General features: G+C 31.2%; 15 protein-coding genes. 5 read left to right on the top strand and 10 right to left on the bottom strand.

Annotated features, from left to right (window positions below):
- The 3 genes from ABJD66_RS09730 to ABJD66_RS09740 all read left to right on the top strand — a co-directional run.
- Positions 1-908, top strand: a 908-nt coding sequence (locus tag ABJD66_RS09730) for a hypothetical protein (RefSeq protein WP_348130918.1), incomplete at its 5' end; no start/stop codon positions are given.
- A gap of 4 nt (positions 909-912) precedes the next feature.
- A complete protein-coding gene (locus ABJD66_RS09735) occupies positions 913-1,518 on the top strand; it encodes a sugar transferase (RefSeq protein ID WP_348130921.1) in 606 nt (201 codons plus the stop codon).
- 21 nt (positions 1,519-1,539) lie between these two features.
- Positions 1,540-2,628, top strand: a complete 1,089-nt coding sequence (locus ABJD66_RS09740) for a sugar acetyltransferase (protein WP_348130924.1) — start codon at positions 1,540-1,542, stop codon at positions 2,626-2,628.
- Between the two features lie 54 nt (positions 2,629-2,682).
- Here ABJD66_RS09740 and ABJD66_RS09745 read toward each other — a convergent pair whose 3' ends face one another.
- From ABJD66_RS09745 to ABJD66_RS09790, 10 genes are all read right to left on the bottom strand, one after another.
- Positions 2,683-3,597, bottom strand: coding sequence for a hypothetical protein (locus tag ABJD66_RS09745; RefSeq protein ID WP_348130927.1), 915 nt, complete (start codon positions 3,595-3,597; stop codon positions 2,683-2,685).
- Between the two features lie 3 nt (positions 3,598-3,600).
- Positions 3,601-5,034: an MBOAT family O-acyltransferase gene (locus ABJD66_RS09750; protein WP_348130930.1), complete on the bottom strand. Its 1,434-nt coding sequence runs from the start codon at positions 5,032-5,034 to the stop codon at positions 3,601-3,603.
- A 20-nt stretch (positions 5,035-5,054) separates the two neighbouring features.
- Complete coding sequence (locus ABJD66_RS09755; RefSeq protein ID WP_348130933.1) at positions 5,055-6,236, bottom strand: OmpA family protein; 1,182 nt, start codon at positions 6,234-6,236, stop codon at positions 5,055-5,057.
- 109 nt (positions 6,237-6,345) lie between these two features.
- Positions 6,346-7,491 carry an N-acetyl-alpha-D-glucosaminyl L-malate synthase BshA gene (bshA, locus tag ABJD66_RS09760; protein ID WP_348130936.1) on the bottom strand — a complete coding sequence of 382 codons (1,146 nt, stop codon included), beginning with the start codon at positions 7,489-7,491 and terminating at the stop codon, positions 6,346-6,348.
- Between the two features lie 18 nt (positions 7,492-7,509).
- A complete protein-coding gene (locus tag ABJD66_RS09765) occupies positions 7,510-10,446 on the bottom strand; it encodes a glycoside hydrolase family 3 N-terminal domain-containing protein (protein ID WP_348130939.1) in 2,937 nt (978 codons plus the stop codon).
- 94 nt (positions 10,447-10,540) lie between these two features.
- A complete protein-coding gene (locus ABJD66_RS09770) occupies positions 10,541-11,029 on the bottom strand; it encodes an ABC transporter ATPase (protein WP_100896259.1) in 489 nt (162 codons plus the stop codon).
- 69 nt (positions 11,030-11,098) lie between these two features.
- Entirely contained in the window at positions 11,099-11,890 is a 792-nt protein-coding gene (locus ABJD66_RS09775) for a (Fe-S)-binding protein (protein WP_013622165.1), read from the bottom strand.
- A gap of 19 nt (positions 11,891-11,909) precedes the next feature.
- Positions 11,910-13,244: a (Fe-S)-binding protein gene (locus tag ABJD66_RS09780; protein ID WP_348130943.1), complete on the bottom strand. Its 1,335-nt coding sequence runs from the start codon at positions 13,242-13,244 to the stop codon at positions 11,910-11,912.
- A gap of 13 nt (positions 13,245-13,257) precedes the next feature.
- Positions 13,258-14,226, bottom strand: coding sequence for an MlaD family protein (locus ABJD66_RS09785; protein WP_303542456.1), 969 nt, complete (start codon positions 14,224-14,226; stop codon positions 13,258-13,260).
- A gap of 33 nt (positions 14,227-14,259) precedes the next feature.
- Positions 14,260-15,528: an N-acetylmuramoyl-L-alanine amidase gene (locus ABJD66_RS09790; RefSeq protein WP_348130946.1), complete on the bottom strand. Its 1,269-nt coding sequence runs from the start codon at positions 15,526-15,528 to the stop codon at positions 14,260-14,262.
- Between the two features lie 103 nt (positions 15,529-15,631).
- Between ABJD66_RS09790 and ABJD66_RS09795 the strand changes: the two genes are divergently transcribed.
- Together ABJD66_RS09795 and ABJD66_RS09800 are read left to right on the top strand one after the other, a co-directional pair.
- A complete protein-coding gene (locus ABJD66_RS09795) occupies positions 15,632-18,328 on the top strand; it encodes a putative LPS assembly protein LptD (protein WP_348130949.1) in 2,697 nt (898 codons plus the stop codon).
- A 45-nt stretch (positions 18,329-18,373) separates the two neighbouring features.
- On the top strand, positions 18,374-18,754 hold the full coding sequence (locus ABJD66_RS09800) for a RidA family protein (protein ID WP_348130952.1): 381 nt from the start codon (positions 18,374-18,376) through the stop codon (positions 18,752-18,754).
- The last annotated feature ends 226 nt before the right edge of the window (positions 18,755-18,980 follow it).

Below are 18,980 nucleotides of genomic sequence, written 5' to 3' on the forward strand. Positions count from 1 at the left end.
CTTATAGTACTATTTGGCTACCAAAGTACTATTGCCAACACGTTACCAATTGGCTACAACAAAACTTTAGCAATATAAATTTTTACTCCATTAATGCTTTCTGTAAAACGGAGGAACAATTAAGAATTTTAGATTTTGCTACGGAAAATGATATTGTTATTTTAAATAATTTTTGGGGTGTTTTTGAATATCAATTACCTACTACTAAAAAAAAACCTGTTATAATTGAAGATCATTCTCATGGATGGCTTAGTACTGGTTGTTTACAAAGTAAAGCCGATTATTGTTTTGCTTCATTAAGAAAAACTTTACCAATACCTTTGGGAGGTATTTTATGGAAACCTAATGGACAAAAAATTAATATAAATGGTCTTTTGCTTAAACAAGACCAAAATTTTTATGAAAATTGGAACACCATAGAAAAAGCTATGTTATTAAAAGCTGACTATTTAAAAAACAACATAACAAATAACAAAGACGTTTACTTAAACTTAATAGCAAAGTCTGAAAATTACTTGCATAAACAATACGATGTAATACAACTTAAAGAGGAACACAAACAGTATATTAAAACTTTTTTGAATAAAAATTACACAAAAACAAAAACATTAAATTTAGAAACTATATACACTGCTATTAAACCCAGTGATAATTTTAAAGTATTACGCTACAATAATCTTGTTACATTTGGTCTGCAATTAGCTTTTAAAGAGCGTACGCTCTTTAATTCATTAAAACTATACTTAATATCTAATAATATATACCCGTCTGAATTATGGCCTGGTAATGAAACTAACATCGTAAACTATAATTTTATGCTAAACATACACATAGATTTTAGATATACTAAAAATGAAGCTGAGTATATAGTAGAGACTTTAAATAAATGGACTAAAACTAATAATTAATTTTATGTATTTAAATTATATAAAAAGGATAGAAGATTTAATAATAGCAATAATTGCTTTTTTATTACTTTTTCCAATTTTTGTAATTGTAGCATTTACCCTATTGATTTTAAATAATGGTAAATGTTTCTTCTTTCAAGAAAGACCTGGTAAAAATGGCAAAGTTTTTAAAATGATAAAATTTAAGTCTATGAATGATAAGAAAGATAAAAACGGTGAATTTTTACCTTTTCATTTAAGAGTTACTAAGTTTGGACATTTTATAAGAGATTATTCTTTAGATGAGATACCACAATTATTAAATGTGATTAGCGGAGAAATGAGCATTGTAGGCCCTAGACCATTACTAGTACAATACTTACCATTATATAGTGATTTTCAGCAACAGAGACATAATGTAAAGCCCGGAATTACAGGTTGGGCGCAGGTTAATGGTAGAAACGCCCTAAGTTGGAATAAAAAATTTAAACTAGATGTTTGGTACACTCAAAATGTGTCTTTTAAGACTGATGTTTTAATTTTATTTAAAACATTAAAGAAAGTACTAATTAGAGAAGGAGTTAATAATAGTGAAAATTTAAATATGACCACTTTTGATGGTACAAATTAAAACACTAAAAACGTACTACAAATGACTACAACTTATACTTTAGAGTGTTATTCTTTGACTAATACTGAAGATGTTAAAAGATATCAAGAATTTTTATACCACTTTAATGGCTTTGATGTTTTTTACAAAGTAGAATTAATAAATACAGGTATTGAAAGCAACCAAGAAAAAAAGTATTTTGTATTAAAAGATAAAGATCAAGTTATTGTTTTAATGCCTTTTATACAGCGCAGTATAACTATAAATAACAATATGACTCCTTATTTTGATGTTGTTTCTCCTTATGGTTATAGTGGCCCTTTGTTTACTCAAAAAATAAATACAGATTTATTACAAAATTTCTGGGTTTTAGCAGACAAATGGTACCGTAAAAACAACGTTGTTGCAGAATTTATAAGGTTTAATTTAGATGGGAACCATATAAATTACAGTGGTCATTTATTACCTACATTGTCTAATGTAAAAGGATTGATATTAAAGGACAAAGAACAACAGTGGACCAGTTTTATACCAAAAGTAAGAAACAATTACAGAAAAGGAGAAAACAACCAACTAACTGCTAAAATATATAAAGGAAACATAACCCTTGATATTATAAATACCTTCCACACTATTTATATTGGTACTATGGATCGTAATAATGCAGATGACTCCTATTATTTTTCTTTAGAATACTTCAATGAATTTATTTTAAAAAACCCAACAAACTGTGCTTTAGTTCTTATTTATAAAGAAAACATAGCTATATCTACAGAATTAATATTACTAAATAAAAATAGTATGTATTCATTTTTAGGTGGTACTATAGCAGATTATTTTAGTTTGAGACCTAATGATTTTTTAAAGATTGAAGCTATGAATTGGGGCAGAGAAAATAATTATGAATATTATATTTTAGGTGGTGGAAGATATGATTTTGATGGATTATATAAATACAAGAAAACATTTTTTCCAAAAGAAAAAGATGCTATTTACTATACTGGCAGAAAAATAATTAATAATAAAGCTTATTTAGAACTTTGTGAAAAACTATCCCCAGTATTAAAAGAATCTAATACAAAAGATTACTTAAAAATATCAGAAGGGTTCTTCCCGGCGTACAGACAATAAAAAAAGCCCGTATGGGCTTTTTTTATTAATAAATTAAAAGTATTACAAATTAATTTATTTCATATTACTTTTAATATAGCTTGCAACCTGCGATGCTGCTCTTTCATGTCCGTAACATGTCCAATGATGATCATACTCAAAAGACCAGTTTTTATCTCCTTCATCATTTAATAATAAAATATTAAAATCTAAACTTTTTAATAAGTCAACAACACTTCTTTCTGTATGTGGTTTTAAAACCAACAATGTATTAGTAGTGTCATAATTAGATTTAATATATTCTAAAAGTGCCTTATATTCATCTATATATCTGTCTTCTTTAAGTTTTTCTTCTTCATTTGTATTTATAGGTGTCTTTTTAGCTAAGGAACCAGAGAATCTTCGGTATAAATAAAATGGAAACTTTAAATTATAAATAATTTTTTTTAATCCTGGAGATCTCATTACTCCATAGACTATTTTATTTTCTTTTAGATTTAATTGTGTAACATCACCTACTCTACCTATGTCAGTTAAACTTTGTTTTAAATCTGATTCATCTAAATAAATAATTTGCAATTCTGGTTTTTTAACATAAAATTGTTTAGAAATTTCAAAAGCCTCAATTAAAGTAACTCCAGATCTTGCTGCTTCAGTAAAATTATATGATGGCACCTTTTCTTTTAAATAAGACATTTGATGGCATTCATCAGGGTTCATAAAGTTCTCTATAAATGAATCACCAATTATTGTAATTAAATTATCTTCACTCTTTGGCAGCGGTCCTACCCATCCATTTTTATTTACTTGCCATGTGTGCTCTCCTCCTTTGTAATATCCATCTTGATTGGGAATATAACGCTGTATTCCATATTCATCAATTTTTCTATTAGGCACCTCTGTTGTTAGTACAAATATTCTAGCTATTATTTCTCCTGCAATTAGACCTACTGCTAAAAAAACGATTATGGTAAATAGAAATTTTTTCATCTTTTAAAATTGAAAGTAAATAAATTCTTGCTCTTCTCCCGTGTAAACAAACATCAAAACAATAATACCTATATAAAATGCCCACCTAACAACTCTATGCTGTTTTATAATGTTTTCTAATGCAAATTGTGTTGCTCTTCCAAACCATTCTATCATCATAAAAAACAAAACTAAAACCAAAACCTCTTTTGGGAAAATCTCTGGAAAAGAAAACAAATTAACATTAAAAATACCTCCTAAATAACTAAATGCATGAGTTAAATTATCTGCTCTAAAAAAGACCCAAGCCAAAACTGTAATTAAAAATGTAATAAACATTTGTGATAATTCTTTTGCATTAGCAAACATTTTACCTTCAGCCACAACATTAGTATTAACCCTGTTGCGCTTTAAAAGCATTAATGGTAAAAAGTATAATGCATTTAAAAAACCCCAAGCTACAAATGTCCAGTTTGCTCCATGCCAAAAACCACTAACTAAAAATATAATAAAGGTATTTCTTATCTTCATATTTATTCCCCCTTTACTTCCTCCTAAAGGAATGTATAAGTAATCTCTAAACCAAGTAGATAAAGAAATGTGCCAGCGTCTCCAAAACTCAGCTATATCCCTGGAAAAATAAGGAAAAGCAAAATTCTGTTTCAGCTCAAAACCAAATAACCTAGATGTTCCAATAGCTATATCTGAGTAACCACTAAAATCTCCATAAATTTGAAATGTAAAAAATAAAGCTCCTAATAGTAATGTACTACCAGAATAATCATCTGAGTTATTAAAGATAATGTTTGCATATTTAGCACAATTATCAGCAATTACAATTTTCTTAAATAAACCCCATAGTATCTGTCTCATTCCATTTACGGCATTGTCGTAAGTAAAATTCCTTTTAACATAAAACTGAGGCAATAAATTAGTAGCTCTCTCTATAGGGCCAGCTACTAATTGAGGAAAAAAGCTCACAAAAGCAGCAAAAGCAATAAACTTTTTAGTAGGTTCTAAATTTCGTTTATATACATCTATAGTATAACTTAAAGTTTGAAAAGTGTAAAAACTTATACCTACTGGTAAAATAATGTTTAGAGTACCTATTTCTATTTCTTGTCCAAAAAACGTAAATGCATCTACAAAGCTCTCTACAAAAAAATTGTAATATTTAAAAAAGCCTAAAAAGCCTAGATTAACTACAATACTTAACCATAAATATAATTTACGTTTACCTTCTTTTTGTTCTTTACCTAATAAAACACCTAAAGTATAATCTACTAATGTGCTAAAAGCTATTAGAGATAAAAAACGCCAATCCCACCAACCATAAAACACATAACTTGCAACTAAAAGTAAAAAGTTTTGTAATCGTAAATTTTTATTTAAAACAAACCAATAAAGTAAAAACACTATTGGTAAAAAAACAACAAAGTCTATTGAATTGAAAAGCATTTAAATAATGGTTTGTTAGGTTATATTTTATCTATTATAATTTCTATTCTACGATTAATACTATGCTCTTGCTCCGTACAATAAACATCATCTTCACAGTTATTTAGCAATACTTCTTCTCCATAAGCTTTAGCTGTTACTTTTTCTGCTACAACCCCCTTAGAAATTATATAATCTAAAGAACGCTGCATTCTCCTTTGTGACAACCACAGATTGTATTTATCTGTACCTCTAGAATCTGTATAAGCACCCAGTTTTACTGTAACTGTAGGGTTTTCTTTTAATAACTCTGCAATAGAGTTTAATGTTTTTTTAGTTTTACGATCTAAGTAAGAACTGTTTAAAGCAAAGTTTATACTACCAAAACTATTAATTTTTGCTTGTAAATCTTCTCTTCTTTGCTTTTGTGCAGCTGCCTTTTCTTTTTCTGCTTCTACTAAACGTAATGCTTCTTGTTCCTTTTTAAGTTGCTCTGCAAGCAATCTAGCCTCTTCTTCTTGCTTTTTAGCAATTGCTGTAGAATCTGCAACGCGTTGCTGCTCTTTTAAAACTTCTTCAATCTGAGCTTGTTTCTCTAACCCTTTTTTAGATAACCCTTTTTCTACTTTAAACTGATACACAACACCTACTGCATGTTGCAAATGGTTTGTTACCCCATCTCCTTTATTCATTGCCCATTTACCTGAAGAGTTGAAATCTAAACCAATGCGTTCTGTAATCCAGGTTCTAAAACCTACAACTCCATTATAGGTTCCTCTTCCTTTATTATTGGCATCTGTATACCCTAAACCAACGCCTAGATAAGGATCAAACCAAGCGGTTTCTCCTATAATTTTGTTTAAATCGTAACTTACTCTTGTATCAACAGCATAATAATCTGTTTCCTCTAAGTTTACAGAACCATCTACAGTTTTACCAACCTTATACTTATTATAACTACCAATAGCTTCTACGCCTATTCCACTCTCAAAATATTTTCCAATGCTAATTCTAGACGGAAAAGCTACTGCATTCCATTGCTTATCCACATCTAATAATTCATCAAAAACATCTCCAGAATCATCAACAAAGTTATAGCCTAGACCAAAGATCCAAGAACTCTTAACAATGCTATCTTTTGCCGTAAGTTGTAAATCTTGAGCCCATACTGACCCAATTGAGTGAAGTAAAATAACTAATACACCAATCTTAATCTTTTTCATAATCTAATTTTCCCAAATAAGATTACAAAGTTATTCTGTTACAAAACTCTTAACAATAAAATCTTGTAAACAGTAGCTTTCATCGATGTAGAACAGCTTTTAACAAAACTTATTGATGCAAATTTTTGTAGTACTTTTTAAAGGCTTCTTCATAGACATTTTCATACATTGGAAGAATGTTTACAATATCAAATTTATGCGCCTCTTTTTCTGCATTATCCTTAAACGTATTTAAGGTATCATCATCCTTTAAAATCTTTAAAGCATTTAGTGCCATACTATCTACATCGCCAACATTACTCATATAACCAGTAACACCATCTACATTAACTTCTGGTATACCACCAGTGTTACTAGATATAACAGGCACTCTATGCATCATTGCTTCTAGAGCTGCTAAACCAAAACTTTCTGTTTCTGAAGGTAATATAAATAAATCTGTAAAGCATAAAATACGATCTACCTCATTGCTATTTCCTAAGAAAACAACTCTATCTTTTATGCCTAGATCTTCGGCTAATTGTTCTGCTTTTTCTTTTTCAGGTCCTTCACCAACCATAATTAACTTGGCAGCTGTTTTATCTACTATTTGCTTAAATATTTGTATTACATCTGGTATTCTTTTAACTTTTCTAAAGTTACTAATGTGTGTTATAATTCGCTCATCATCATTTGCCATTAAAGAACGTTGACAATCTGTATAGTCTGCATTATAATTACTCTTATCTATAAAGTTGGGTATTACATTTATCTCTTTTTTAATATGAAAAAGATCTAACGTACTCTGTTTTAAATTTTCTGAAACAGAGGTAACAACCTCAGATTTATTAATGCTAAATGTTACGGCTGGCTTATAAAACGGATGCTTACCCACCAATGTAATGTCTGTACCGTGTAAGGTAGTGACCATAGGTATATAAATACCTTCTTCCTCTAGCATTTTTTTAGCCATATACCCTGCATATGCGTGTGGAATAGCATAATGCACATGTAATAATTCTATACCAAAAAACTTAACTGTATCTACCAATTTACTAGACAAAGCAAGCTCATAAGGTTGGTACTGAAACAAAGGATATTCTGGCACATTTACTTCATGAAAATGTATGCGTTCGTTTAATAATTCTAACCTTACCGGTTGCCTATAGGTAACAAAATGTATCTCATGTCCTCTATTTGCAAGAGCAATTCCTAACTCTGTGGCAACAACACCACTTCCTCCAAAGGTTGGGTAACAAACTATAGCTATTTTCATTCTCGCAAAATTAATATTTTAATTCAGTATAGAGTCGTAAATGACTTGCTGAATTCTGGTTCTTAACCCAGATTTAACTAAAAGGTTGTTATTTTGAGTAGGATAAGTTCTGTTAGATAGAAAAACATATACAATTTCCTCTTCTGGATCTGCCCAAGTATAGGTTCCTGTAAATCCACTATGTCCAAAACTTTTTCTAGAAACGCAACCACAAGTAGAGCCAGATCCTTTTATTTGTGGCTTATCAAAACCTACTCCTCTACGCACATCTTCGTCACAAAAATAACAGGTATTAAATTTTTTAATGGTTCGTTCTTTAAAGTAACGTTTACCTCCATAGTAACCACCTTGTAAATACATCTGCATAATTTTAGCAACATCATTAGCATTGCTAAATAAACCTGCATGACCACCTACTCCACCCTGCATAGCTGCTCCCATATCATGCACATAACCTTGTACGGTTGCATAACGGTAGTAATTATCTTTTTCTGAAGGAACTATCATATCCTTAGAAAATTTATTAAGTGGATTATAAGCCGTACGATTTGCTCCTATAGATTGATACAAGAAACCATCTACCAATTTATCTAAATCATCTTTATAAGTATCTTCTATATACTTTTTAAATACATAATAGCCAACATCACTATACCTGTATCTATTAGATTTTAAATCTTGCCTACCTATTCTATTATACATAGAATCTTTGTAAGCTTTTGTTAAATACAAATGATCAAAAACTTTGTAAGGATAATCATCAGATTTTTCACTACTATAAAATTCTCTAGAGGGTTTTCTATTTTTATCCAAGGTACTCACATAAAAAGCTATCCAAGCAGGTAATCTACCGTAATGAGACAATGCCTTTAGTACCGTAACATCTTTTAATTCTGTATCTGCATACTCCGGAATTAAATCTTTAAATGTATTGTTTAATGCTATTTTATTCTCCTCTTCCATTTTCATAACCATAGGAAGTGTTCCTAAGATTTTGGTCACAGAAGCAAGATCATAAATATAATTATTGGTTATTTTATCAGAAGACTCATACGTAGGCTTACCAAAACTTTTATTATAAATTATTTTTCCTTTACGAGCCACTAAAACTTGTGCTCCCGGAAACATTAAAGAATCTATACCAGCACGCACCATTGTATCTATTTTTTGCAAGCCATAAGTACTTAAACCTACTCTTTCAGGATAATCATACCCTAATCTTTTTAAAGATTCAAATTTAACACCCGTACCTACAGGATACTCAACACTAATAGATACTGGCAACTTACCTTTAGCTCCTATTGCTCCAAATAACATTTGTGCTGTTTTTTGCTGTGCTAAAATACTATTCTGATACCCTACTACAACAGCATCTAAGCTAGACAAGTTTTTATTTAAAAGCGTGTACGGTTTTGCAAAGTTTACCAAAATAGAGTTTGATGTTCTTAATGCCGAAACAGCCTTTACAATTTCTGCATCTTTGGCTGAAAATTGATACGATTTCCAAGGGCTACCATTACTTTTATGATGACCTATAATAACAATGTTATACTGTTTTAATTTTTGAAGCAGAATTTGAATGTTATCTTCTTTTACCTCTGTTACAGTAGTATAATTTTTAAGTTCTTGTAAAAAACTCTTTCCAGAGGCATCGCCAAGGTTCAAGTATGCTATTTTTTTATTCTCTAACTTTACAATTGGCAATAAATCTAGCTTATTTTTTACAACAGTAATAGCTTCTTCTATAGCCTCTTCATACACTAAATCATTCTCTAATGTATTTAAATCTTCATACAAGTTTTTAAGATCTACTAATTTATGTTGATGTAAACCTACTTTATATTTTGCTTTTAAAATCTTTTTTACAGAACGCGCTAATCGTTCTTCTGTAATAACACCGTAATTATATGCCTCAATAATTTTATGTTTTCCTTTTGCTACATCTAAAGGCATTAATAAAATATCATTACCAGATAAAAAAGCAGATAAATCTGCGTCTCCAGGGTCTGTATGGTCTGCAACACCCTTCATATTTAAAGCATCAGTAAAAACCAAACCTTTAAACTGTAATTCTTTCTGTAATAAGTTTGTTACTATTTTTTCTGATAGAGATGAAGGGTAATTAGGTTTATCATCCAAACTAGGAATATTTAAGTGCGCTACCATTACGCTACTTAATTTTCCGTGATTAATTAGTTTTTTAAAAGGATAAAGTTCTATACTGTCTAACCTTTCTCTACTAAAATTTATCACAGGTAATGTTTTATGAGAATCTGTTGAAGTATCTCCGTGTCCAGGAAAATGTTTACCACTAGATAATATTCCTGCTTTTTCAAATCCGTTTACAAAAGCTATTCCTTTTTTTGCAACATTTCTTTTATCTTCTCCAAAAGATCTGTTACCTATAATAGGATTTAATGGGTTGGTATTAATATCTATATCTGGAGCAAAGTTAATATGAACCCCCAAACGTTTAGAGTGCTTACCAATTTGCTTAGCAACTTTTTCTACAACAGCATTATTTCTAATAGCTCCTAAAGTCATATTCCACGGAAAAGCATAAGTAGAATCTAAACGCATTGCCAATCCCCATTCTGCATCCATACCTACTAAGAGTGGTAATTTTGCTGCTTTTTGGTAGCTGTTTGTTAATTTTGCTTGACGCACAGGTCCGCCTTTAGAAAAAATAACACCACCAATATGCTCTTTAGCAACTAACTCTTTTATTTTATCTGTACTTGTTTTATTTTGATTAGATGCTACACTTACCATAAACAACTGCCCTACTTTTTCATCTAAAGTCATTGCATTGTACTGCGCATCTACCCATTTTTTTTGCAAAAGAGAATCCTTTGTGATTAAAGGGTCTACTGTTACAACTAACGAGTCTAATTCTTGACCATTAACAACTAATAAACTAAAAAAAAATAAAGAAATTGATACAAATAACCGCATAAACTGATATAAAACAGGTTTATTTTTAAGTAAATCTGTAGGTTAAGAACTCTGTATATAAACAAAGAAGTGTAAAAAGGATTGGGGAAACTTTTTATACTACCATAAATCTACTGTGCCAGCTCTCTTCTGCAGGAACTTCCCAGTGATTTAAATACTCATGCTTATTAGCAACAAGATTGTTAAATACAATAGTATTTTTAGAAACCGATTTATTTTTGGCCATCTTTTTAAAATCTACCAATGTCTTGTATGCTACAAACTCTCCTTGCTTGTAAGATACATTCATCTTATCTAACAAATCTATATTATATTTCTGCTCTAAACCTTGTATAAAACGTACTGAAGCATCTATAGAACAACCTGTTGCAGATGCATTAGTTTGGTCTAAAGCTAAAATGATAAAACGTTTGTATTTTATCTCGTAACCAGCGGTAAGGTTACTTCCGTGAGCTGTCCAATCTACTATAAAAGCATCTAAACCTTCTTTTATCTCTGCTAACTCTTCTGGAGTTAAAGACCTATTGGCCTGGTATATCCAAATACGAGATGTATCTGGTAAATCTTTAAAATCTACTAGCATAATTAATTTTATTAAAAGTAAATAGACGTTAATTACTTAAAAAACTTCCAATCTACCTAAAAGATTATTTTACAAATCTTCTGCATTAGCAATAAGTTCTGCTATATCCAAAACTTCTACTTCTCCTTCTTTTTCTTTACTCTTAACACCGTCTGTCATCATTGTATTACAAAAAGGACAACCTGCAGCAATAATCTCTGGTTTTGTACCTAAAGCTTGTTCTGTACGCTCTACATTAACATCTTTGTTACCATTTTCTGGTTCCTTAAACATTTGCGCACCACCAGCTCCACAACACAATCCTTTTTTCTTGCAGTTTTTCATTTCTACAAGTTCTGCATCTAACTTACGTATTAAGTCTCTTGGTGCTTCATAAACACCATTTGCTCTACCTAAATAACAAGGATCATGAAAAGTAATACGTTTTCCTTTGTATTGTCCGCCTTCCATAGTAATTCTACCTTCAGACAATAAATCTTTTAAAAACTGAGTATGGTGTACAACCTCGTAATTACCGCCTAATCCTGGGTATTCATTTTTTATTGTATTAAAACAATGAGGACAAGCAGTTACTACTTTTTTAACTTCATATGCGTTCATCACCTCTATATTGGTAACAGCTTGCATTTGAAATAAAAACTCGTTTCCTGCTCTTTTTGCAGGATCTCCAGTACAACTTTCTTCTGTTCCTAAAACAGCAAAACTTACGTTTGCTTTATTTAATATTTTAACAAATGCTTTGGTAATTTTTTTTGCTCTGTCATCAAAACTTCCTGCACATCCAACCCAAAATAAAACTTCTGGTTGTTTACCCTCAGCAAATAACTCTGCCATTGTTGGCACTTTTAACTCGTTACTCATAAATATTTTGGATTTCTATTTAAGATTCGTTTTTCCAGTTTAACCTATCCATTTGATTAAATGGCCAAGGCGCTCCGTTGTTTTCTATATTCCCCATCATATTATTTAAATCTGATGGAGCTGCAGATTGCTCCATTACCAAGTAACGACGCATATCCATAATTATAGATAAAGGATCTATGCTTACAGGACAAGCTTCTGTACAAGCGTTACAAGATGTACACGCCCATAATTCTTCTTCTGTAATATAATCTCCTAATAATTGTTTGCCATCTGCTACAAACTCGCCTTTATTTTTGTCAATATTATTTCCTACTTCTTGCAACCTATCTCTGGTATCCATCATTATCTTTCTTGGCGATAATAATTTACCTGTTTGGTTAGCAGGGCACTCACTAGTACACCTACCACATTCTGTACACGTGTATGAATTTAGTAGTTGTACCCAATTTAAATCTGTAACATCTGATGCTCCAAACTTGTCTGGCTCACCAGTTTCTTCTGCTCCTTCTGCTGGTGCTGCAAAAGGATCTGCATCTGGGTCCATCATCATTTTAACTTCTGCTGTTACAGCTGCTAAATTATCTAATTGACCTTTTGGTTTTACTTTACCGTAGTATGTATTAGGGAATGCTAATAATATGTGTAAGTGCTTAGAATAGTATAAGTAATTTAAGAAAAGTAAAATACCTGTGATGTGTAACCACCAAGCAGAACGTTCTACTATAATTAAACCCGCCTCTGACATACCACTAAATATTGGTGCTATAAACTGGCTAATAGGAAAAGAACCTGCTTTTACATAATGTATAGCATCTATTGTTTGTAGTTGAAAATCTGCTGCATTCATTGTTAAAAAAAGAGTCATTAATACAAGCTCTATATATAGAATCATATTACCATCTTTTTTAGGCCATCCTTTCATTTCTGGATTTAAAAAACGCTTAATTTTAATAACATTTCTTCTTATCCAAAATATAACTACAGATACAATAACTAAAAAGGCAAGAATCTCAAAAGAACCTATTAAAACATCATACACTACTCCTAATGAAGCAAAAATACGGTGTGTACCAAAAAGTCCGTCTATAATAATTTCTAAAACCTCAATATTTATAATAATAAAACCAACATAAACAACTATATGCAATATACCAGCTACAGGGCGTACTACCATTTTTGTTTGGCCTAGCGCAATACGCGCCATATTTTTCCATCGTTGTGGTTTGTTATCACTTACATCTACATCTCTACCTAACTTAATGTTACGAGATAATGCTCTTACGTTTTTAGCAAAAAATCCTATACCAGCAACTAAGACTAGTAAGAAAATAATGTTGGGAAGGTACTCCATATATAATAGTTAGTTATTTAGTTTTTAATGTATCTGCAGGGTCATTTTCTGGTAAGGTGTATTCTTTTTGTTTTTTACCAAAAACAGAAACGTTTACATACCTTTTTGGGTTTAGCCTAAAGTCTTGCAATAGTAAGTCTAGCTCTTTAGATGCACCTGCCAAGTTATTGTAAAGTTCTTCATTGTTCATTAATTTTCCTAATGAACCTTCACCTTTATCTATCTTAGTTAACAAATTATCTAAATTGGTTACTGTTTTTTGCAAACCAGCAATGCTCTTATCTAACTCTGCTTCAGACAAGGATGTAGATATTTTTGCAAAATCATCTGTAATTTTTTTAATATTAGCCATAGACCCCTCAATCTCATCTTTATTAGTAGCCATTATGCTATTTAATGAGTTTGTAGTTACTTTAAAGCTTTTTATTAAATCGTTTAAACCTGCAATACTACTTTGTAAATCTTTTTTAGTTTTTGCATCTAAAACATCATTTACATTTATCAAAAGTGAATCTGCATTAGATATTGCTCCTTCTACTTTTGTTTGTAATGGTGCTAAATTTTGCTGTACAAGATCTGTTAAACCTGGTTTTGTCTTAGTTACTAAGGTATCTCCAGATTGGGCCAGTTTAGCATCATCAAAAACTGGTATAATTTGTATTCCTTTGCCTCCAATAATACCTGTATCATATAATTCTGCTACACTGTTTTTAGAAAACTGAAAATCATTATCTACAGTAAAGGTAACTAGCAATTTTCCGGATTTATCCTTAAATCTTATATCATTTACTTTACCAACACTAAAGCCATTTATAGACACTTGTGTTCCTGGCTGTAAACCTCCAACATCATCATAAACTGCATAAAATGTTTTACTGTTATCAAACAAAGGTGTTGCTTTTAAATAGCTAAAACCTAATATAAATAGCAATATTCCGCCAATAACAATTATTCCTGTTTTTAATTCTCTAGATAGTTTCAATAGAAATATGTTTTACTCTAAATTTAATTAGAATTATTCTTTTAAATATTTAATAGCGTCCTCTACATTAATTCGCTTACCATCTTTATAAGCTACAATGTATGAAGAAGTATATCCTTTTATATCTGCATTAGATTTTATCATTTTAGCATCATAATACGTTTTTGCTCTACCGCTCATATAACGATACAAATTATTAACTGGCTCTTTTGTTAACGTATTTAAACCTTTAAAATTATCTGGTTTTAAAGGTATAGATTTTCCGCTTGCAAATAGCTGAACTCTAAACTCAATATTTTTATTTAATGCAGTTGTCTCTGTTTTACTAACTACTTCTTCTGTTTTTTTTACAACAACAGGCTCTTTTACCTGAGGCTTCTTTACAACTACAGTCTCTTTTTCTTTAACAACCTCTGGTTTTTTCTTTACCACAACTGTAGCTACTTCTTTCTGTGGTTCTGGTTCTGGCGTACTACTAGATGCTGCTAAAGCATTAGACACTAACTGATCCATATATCCTAAAACAGACTCTGCAATTGCCGTTCCCATTTCTAACTGTCCAGATTTAGAATTTAAATAAGCCCCTTCTCCCTTATTTGTTAAAAAGCCAGTTTCTACTAAAACACTCGGCATAAAAGTTTGGTGTAGCACTATAAAACCAGCTTGCTTTACTTTACGGTCTGTGCGCTTTAGTTTATTAGAAAACTTGTCTTGCATAAGTTTTGCCAAAGCAATACTCTGGTCTAAAAACTCTTCTTGCATTATAGTTAGTCCAATAACAGACTCTGGAGAGTCTATATTATACTCAGAGTACTTAGCTTGGTAATTATCTTCTAGGTAAATAACCGAGTTCTCTTTTTTTGCAATTTCAAAATTTTGTTTGTTTGCGTGTAAACCTAAAACAAAGGTACCTGCTCCGTGAGCGTCTGATGTATGAGAATCACAATGCACAGAAACAAATAAATCTGCGTTTGCTTTGTTTGCGATTTCACCACGCTCAAATAGATCTACAAAAGTATCATCCTTTCTTGTATATATTACTTTTATATTAGGATTTTGCGATAGCAACTCACCTGCCTTTAAAACAATGTTTAATGCTATGTTTTTTTCTAGATAACCATTACCTAAGTTACCTGGATCGTGACCTCCGTGACCAGCATCTAAAACAACAACAAACTTATCTTGCGCTGTGGTAGAATTAAAACTGATACTAAAAGATGATACTAAAAAAGTAAGCAACAATAGCCTTACAGGTAAAAAGCTGTTAAATTTTAATATATAATTATTAAATGTTTTATTCATTTAGGTTAAATTTATTCTAATGCGTATTCTAAAATAAAAAATATGCGTAAGTTTGAAGCCCAAAACGTAGAGCCAAATCAATACAAAAATAGGATTTATAGCCTTGCAATCAAATAAACATCGTTTACTTTTTTCTTTACTCCTGTTTTTAGGGGTTTTAAGCCTATCTGCACAAGAGGATAAGGTTATCCCATTAACAATAAAGAAACAAAAAGATACTATAGTAGCACCTTTGATCCCTGTGGATATTTTAGGAGCAACCGTTAAACAAGATAGTACTATACAAGACTCTACAAAAGCAAAAGCTCCATTACTGGCAGACATTGTAAAGAGAAAAGCTGAAGGTTATATGCGTTATGACCGTAAAGAGCAAAAAATTTACTTGTATGACAAAGCTGAGCTTTATTACCAAGATACGGAATTAAAAGCCGGAATTATAATAATGGACCTTGCTAAAAACGAAGTCTACGCAGGTAGAATTAAAGATTCTACTGGTGTATACTCTCAATTACCAGATTTTAAACAAGGTAGCCAAGTTGTAAAACCAGATTCTATTAGGTTTAATTTTGATACACAAAAAGCGCTTATTTGGAACTCTAGAACAGAACAGCAAGCTGGTTTAGGTAGTATTGGTAGTGATGCTATGAAGGTGTACGCTGAAAAAACTAAAAAAGAGAACGACTCTGTTTACTTTATGAGTAGAGCCAAGATTACTACATCTAATGACACTATAAATCCAGATTACTATATTCTTGTACGTAAAGGTAAATTTGTACCTGGCAAAAAAATGATTGCCGGCTATAGTAATATGTTTATTGCAGATGTACCTACACCTATTGCGTTACCTTTTGCTTATTTCCCTATGACAACTGGTAACACTGCTGGTTTAATTTTCCCTACTTTTGGTAGTGATCCAAATCGTGGTTACTTTTTACAAAATGGTGGTTACTATTTTCCTATTAATGACCACGTAGACCTTACATTACAAGGTGACTTTTACACCAATGGTAGTTATGGATTTAGGGGGCAGTCTGTTTACACAAAACGTTATAAATACAAGGGTAATGTTAATATTAGATATGAAAACCAGATTAACAGCCAAAAAGGGTTTGAAGATTATTCTATTGCAAGAAACTACAACATACAAATATCTCATACACAAGACCCTAAAAACAACCCTAATTCTAGATTATCTGCTAGTGTAAACTTAGGTAGTAGTGATTATTACAGAAGTTCGTTAAACCAATACAACGTACCTAACACACAAAACAATAACTTATCATCATCTGTATCGTACTCAAAAACATTTCCAGCATACCCTTCTGTAAATATGAGTTTAACAGCTACACATAACCAGAATACAAATACAGACGTTATAAATCTTACGCTGCCAACAATGCAGGCTAGTATGGAGCGTATTTTTCCGTTTGCAAAAAGAGATGGTTTAAAAAAAGGAATTATACAAAATATAAATTTTCAGTATGATGTAAATGCCCAAAACCAAATAACAACAGTAGATTCTCTTTTCTTTAAGTCTGAAATGTTTGATGACGCACGTGTGGGTGCTAGACACAGAATTCCAATTAGCACCAACTTTAAAGTATTTAAACAATTAAGTGTTAGTCTTGGTGGTTCTTATGAAGACATATGGACGCTAGAAACGTACAATAAATCTTACGATGCTACTACAGAGGAGGTTGTTTCTGAAAAAATAAATGGTTTTGACCGTTACAACAAATATAGCTTTAGTGCTAGTTTAGGAACAACTATTTATGGTACTTGGACTTTTGCTGAGGATAATAACATACAAGCAATAAGACATACTATGAGGCCTTCTGTTGGCTATAGTTATTCTCCGTCTTTTGAAAAAACGTACGACGAGTACATGAATGCCGACGGTGAATACATACAATATAGTAGATTTGAGGGCACGTTAAACGGTGCTCCTGGACTTACGCAGAGTAGCGCTCTTAGCTTCTCTTTACAAAACACATTAGAAGCAAAAGTAAAAGACAAAGACTCTACTGCTACAGAGCCTAAGAAAATATCGTTATTAAGTAGTTTTAATATTTCCACTAACTATAACTTTCAGGCAGACTCACTACGTTTGAGTCCGTTTAGAGTAAATGGTGGTACCACTATTTTAAATAAAAAAATGTCTATTAACTTCTCTGCAAACCTAGATCCTTATGCAATAGACAACAAAGGAACAAGAATTAACACTCTTAACGTTAATAATGGCGGTAGCTTATTTAGACTAACAACTGCAAGAGCCAATGTTGGATACTCTATAAGCAGTAAAATGTTTGACAAAGATAAGGATGAGAAAGAAGACGAAGAAGATGATGACTCTTATGTAGCAGCCAGTGGCGGTAGAACAGATGATTTATTTGGTACTGCAGACAACTTTAACACTGGTAGACCAGGAAATCCCGACGAAGACGATGATGAAGTAAAAGAAAACCCATTATACAAAAATGCTATTCCTTGGGATTTTAGACTTGCTTATGCCGTAAGTTACAGTAACCCTAATAGGCAAGATGAAATTAGTAACCACTCTTTGATGTTTTCTGGAAACATAGATTTAACACCTAGATGGAAAGTTGGCGTTTCTTCTGGTTACGATTTTAAAAATCAAGGTTTTTCTTTAACTCAATTACGTTTTGAGAGAGATTTAAAGAGTTTTAGACTTAACTTTAACTGGACACCTTTTGGTACGTATGAAAGATGGTATTTCTTTATAGGAATTAAGAGTAGCATACTTAAAGACCTTAAATGGGAACAAAGAAGTCAGAGATAAAATACTATTTATCTTTTTAAAATAATTAAAAAACACTTAATTAAGATGAAAAAAATTATCACAACAACAAATGCACCTGCTCCAATTGGTCCTTACAACCAAGCAGTACTAACTGGTAACACATTATATATATCCGGACAAATACCTATTAACCCTAAAACAGGAGATTTAGTAGAAGGAGATATTAAAGCAGAAACAAAACAGAGTATGGAAAACTTAAAAGCTATACTTACAGAAGCTGGTATGACGTTTGAAAACGTTGTAAAATCTTGCATATTTGTTAATGATATGCATCAGTTTGCAGAAATTAATGAGGTTTATGCTTCTTATTTTAATGCAGATACTGCACCAGCAAGAGAAACTGTAGAAGTAGCTAATTTACCTAAGTTTGTAAATGTAGAAATTTCTATGATTGCTGTACAATAACATCAAACTATACAATAAGCATAAAAAAAGCGCAATCCATAACAGATTGCGCTTTTTCAGTTTATGTGTTATTGTAAACTTATATATTAAATTGTGCTTTTATGAAAATCTACCAAACCTTCTATTGGTCTTCTTCTTATAACACCTAAAATAAGATCGTTTCTTTCTATCACTTTAGCCAACTCATCTCTTAAAAAATAAGAAATACTACCTACAAAATTCACAG

Origin of the sequence: Cellulophaga sp., from assembly GCF_039943695.1 — a bacterium.
Lineage (GTDB): Bacteria > Bacteroidota > Bacteroidia > Flavobacteriales > Flavobacteriaceae > Cellulophaga.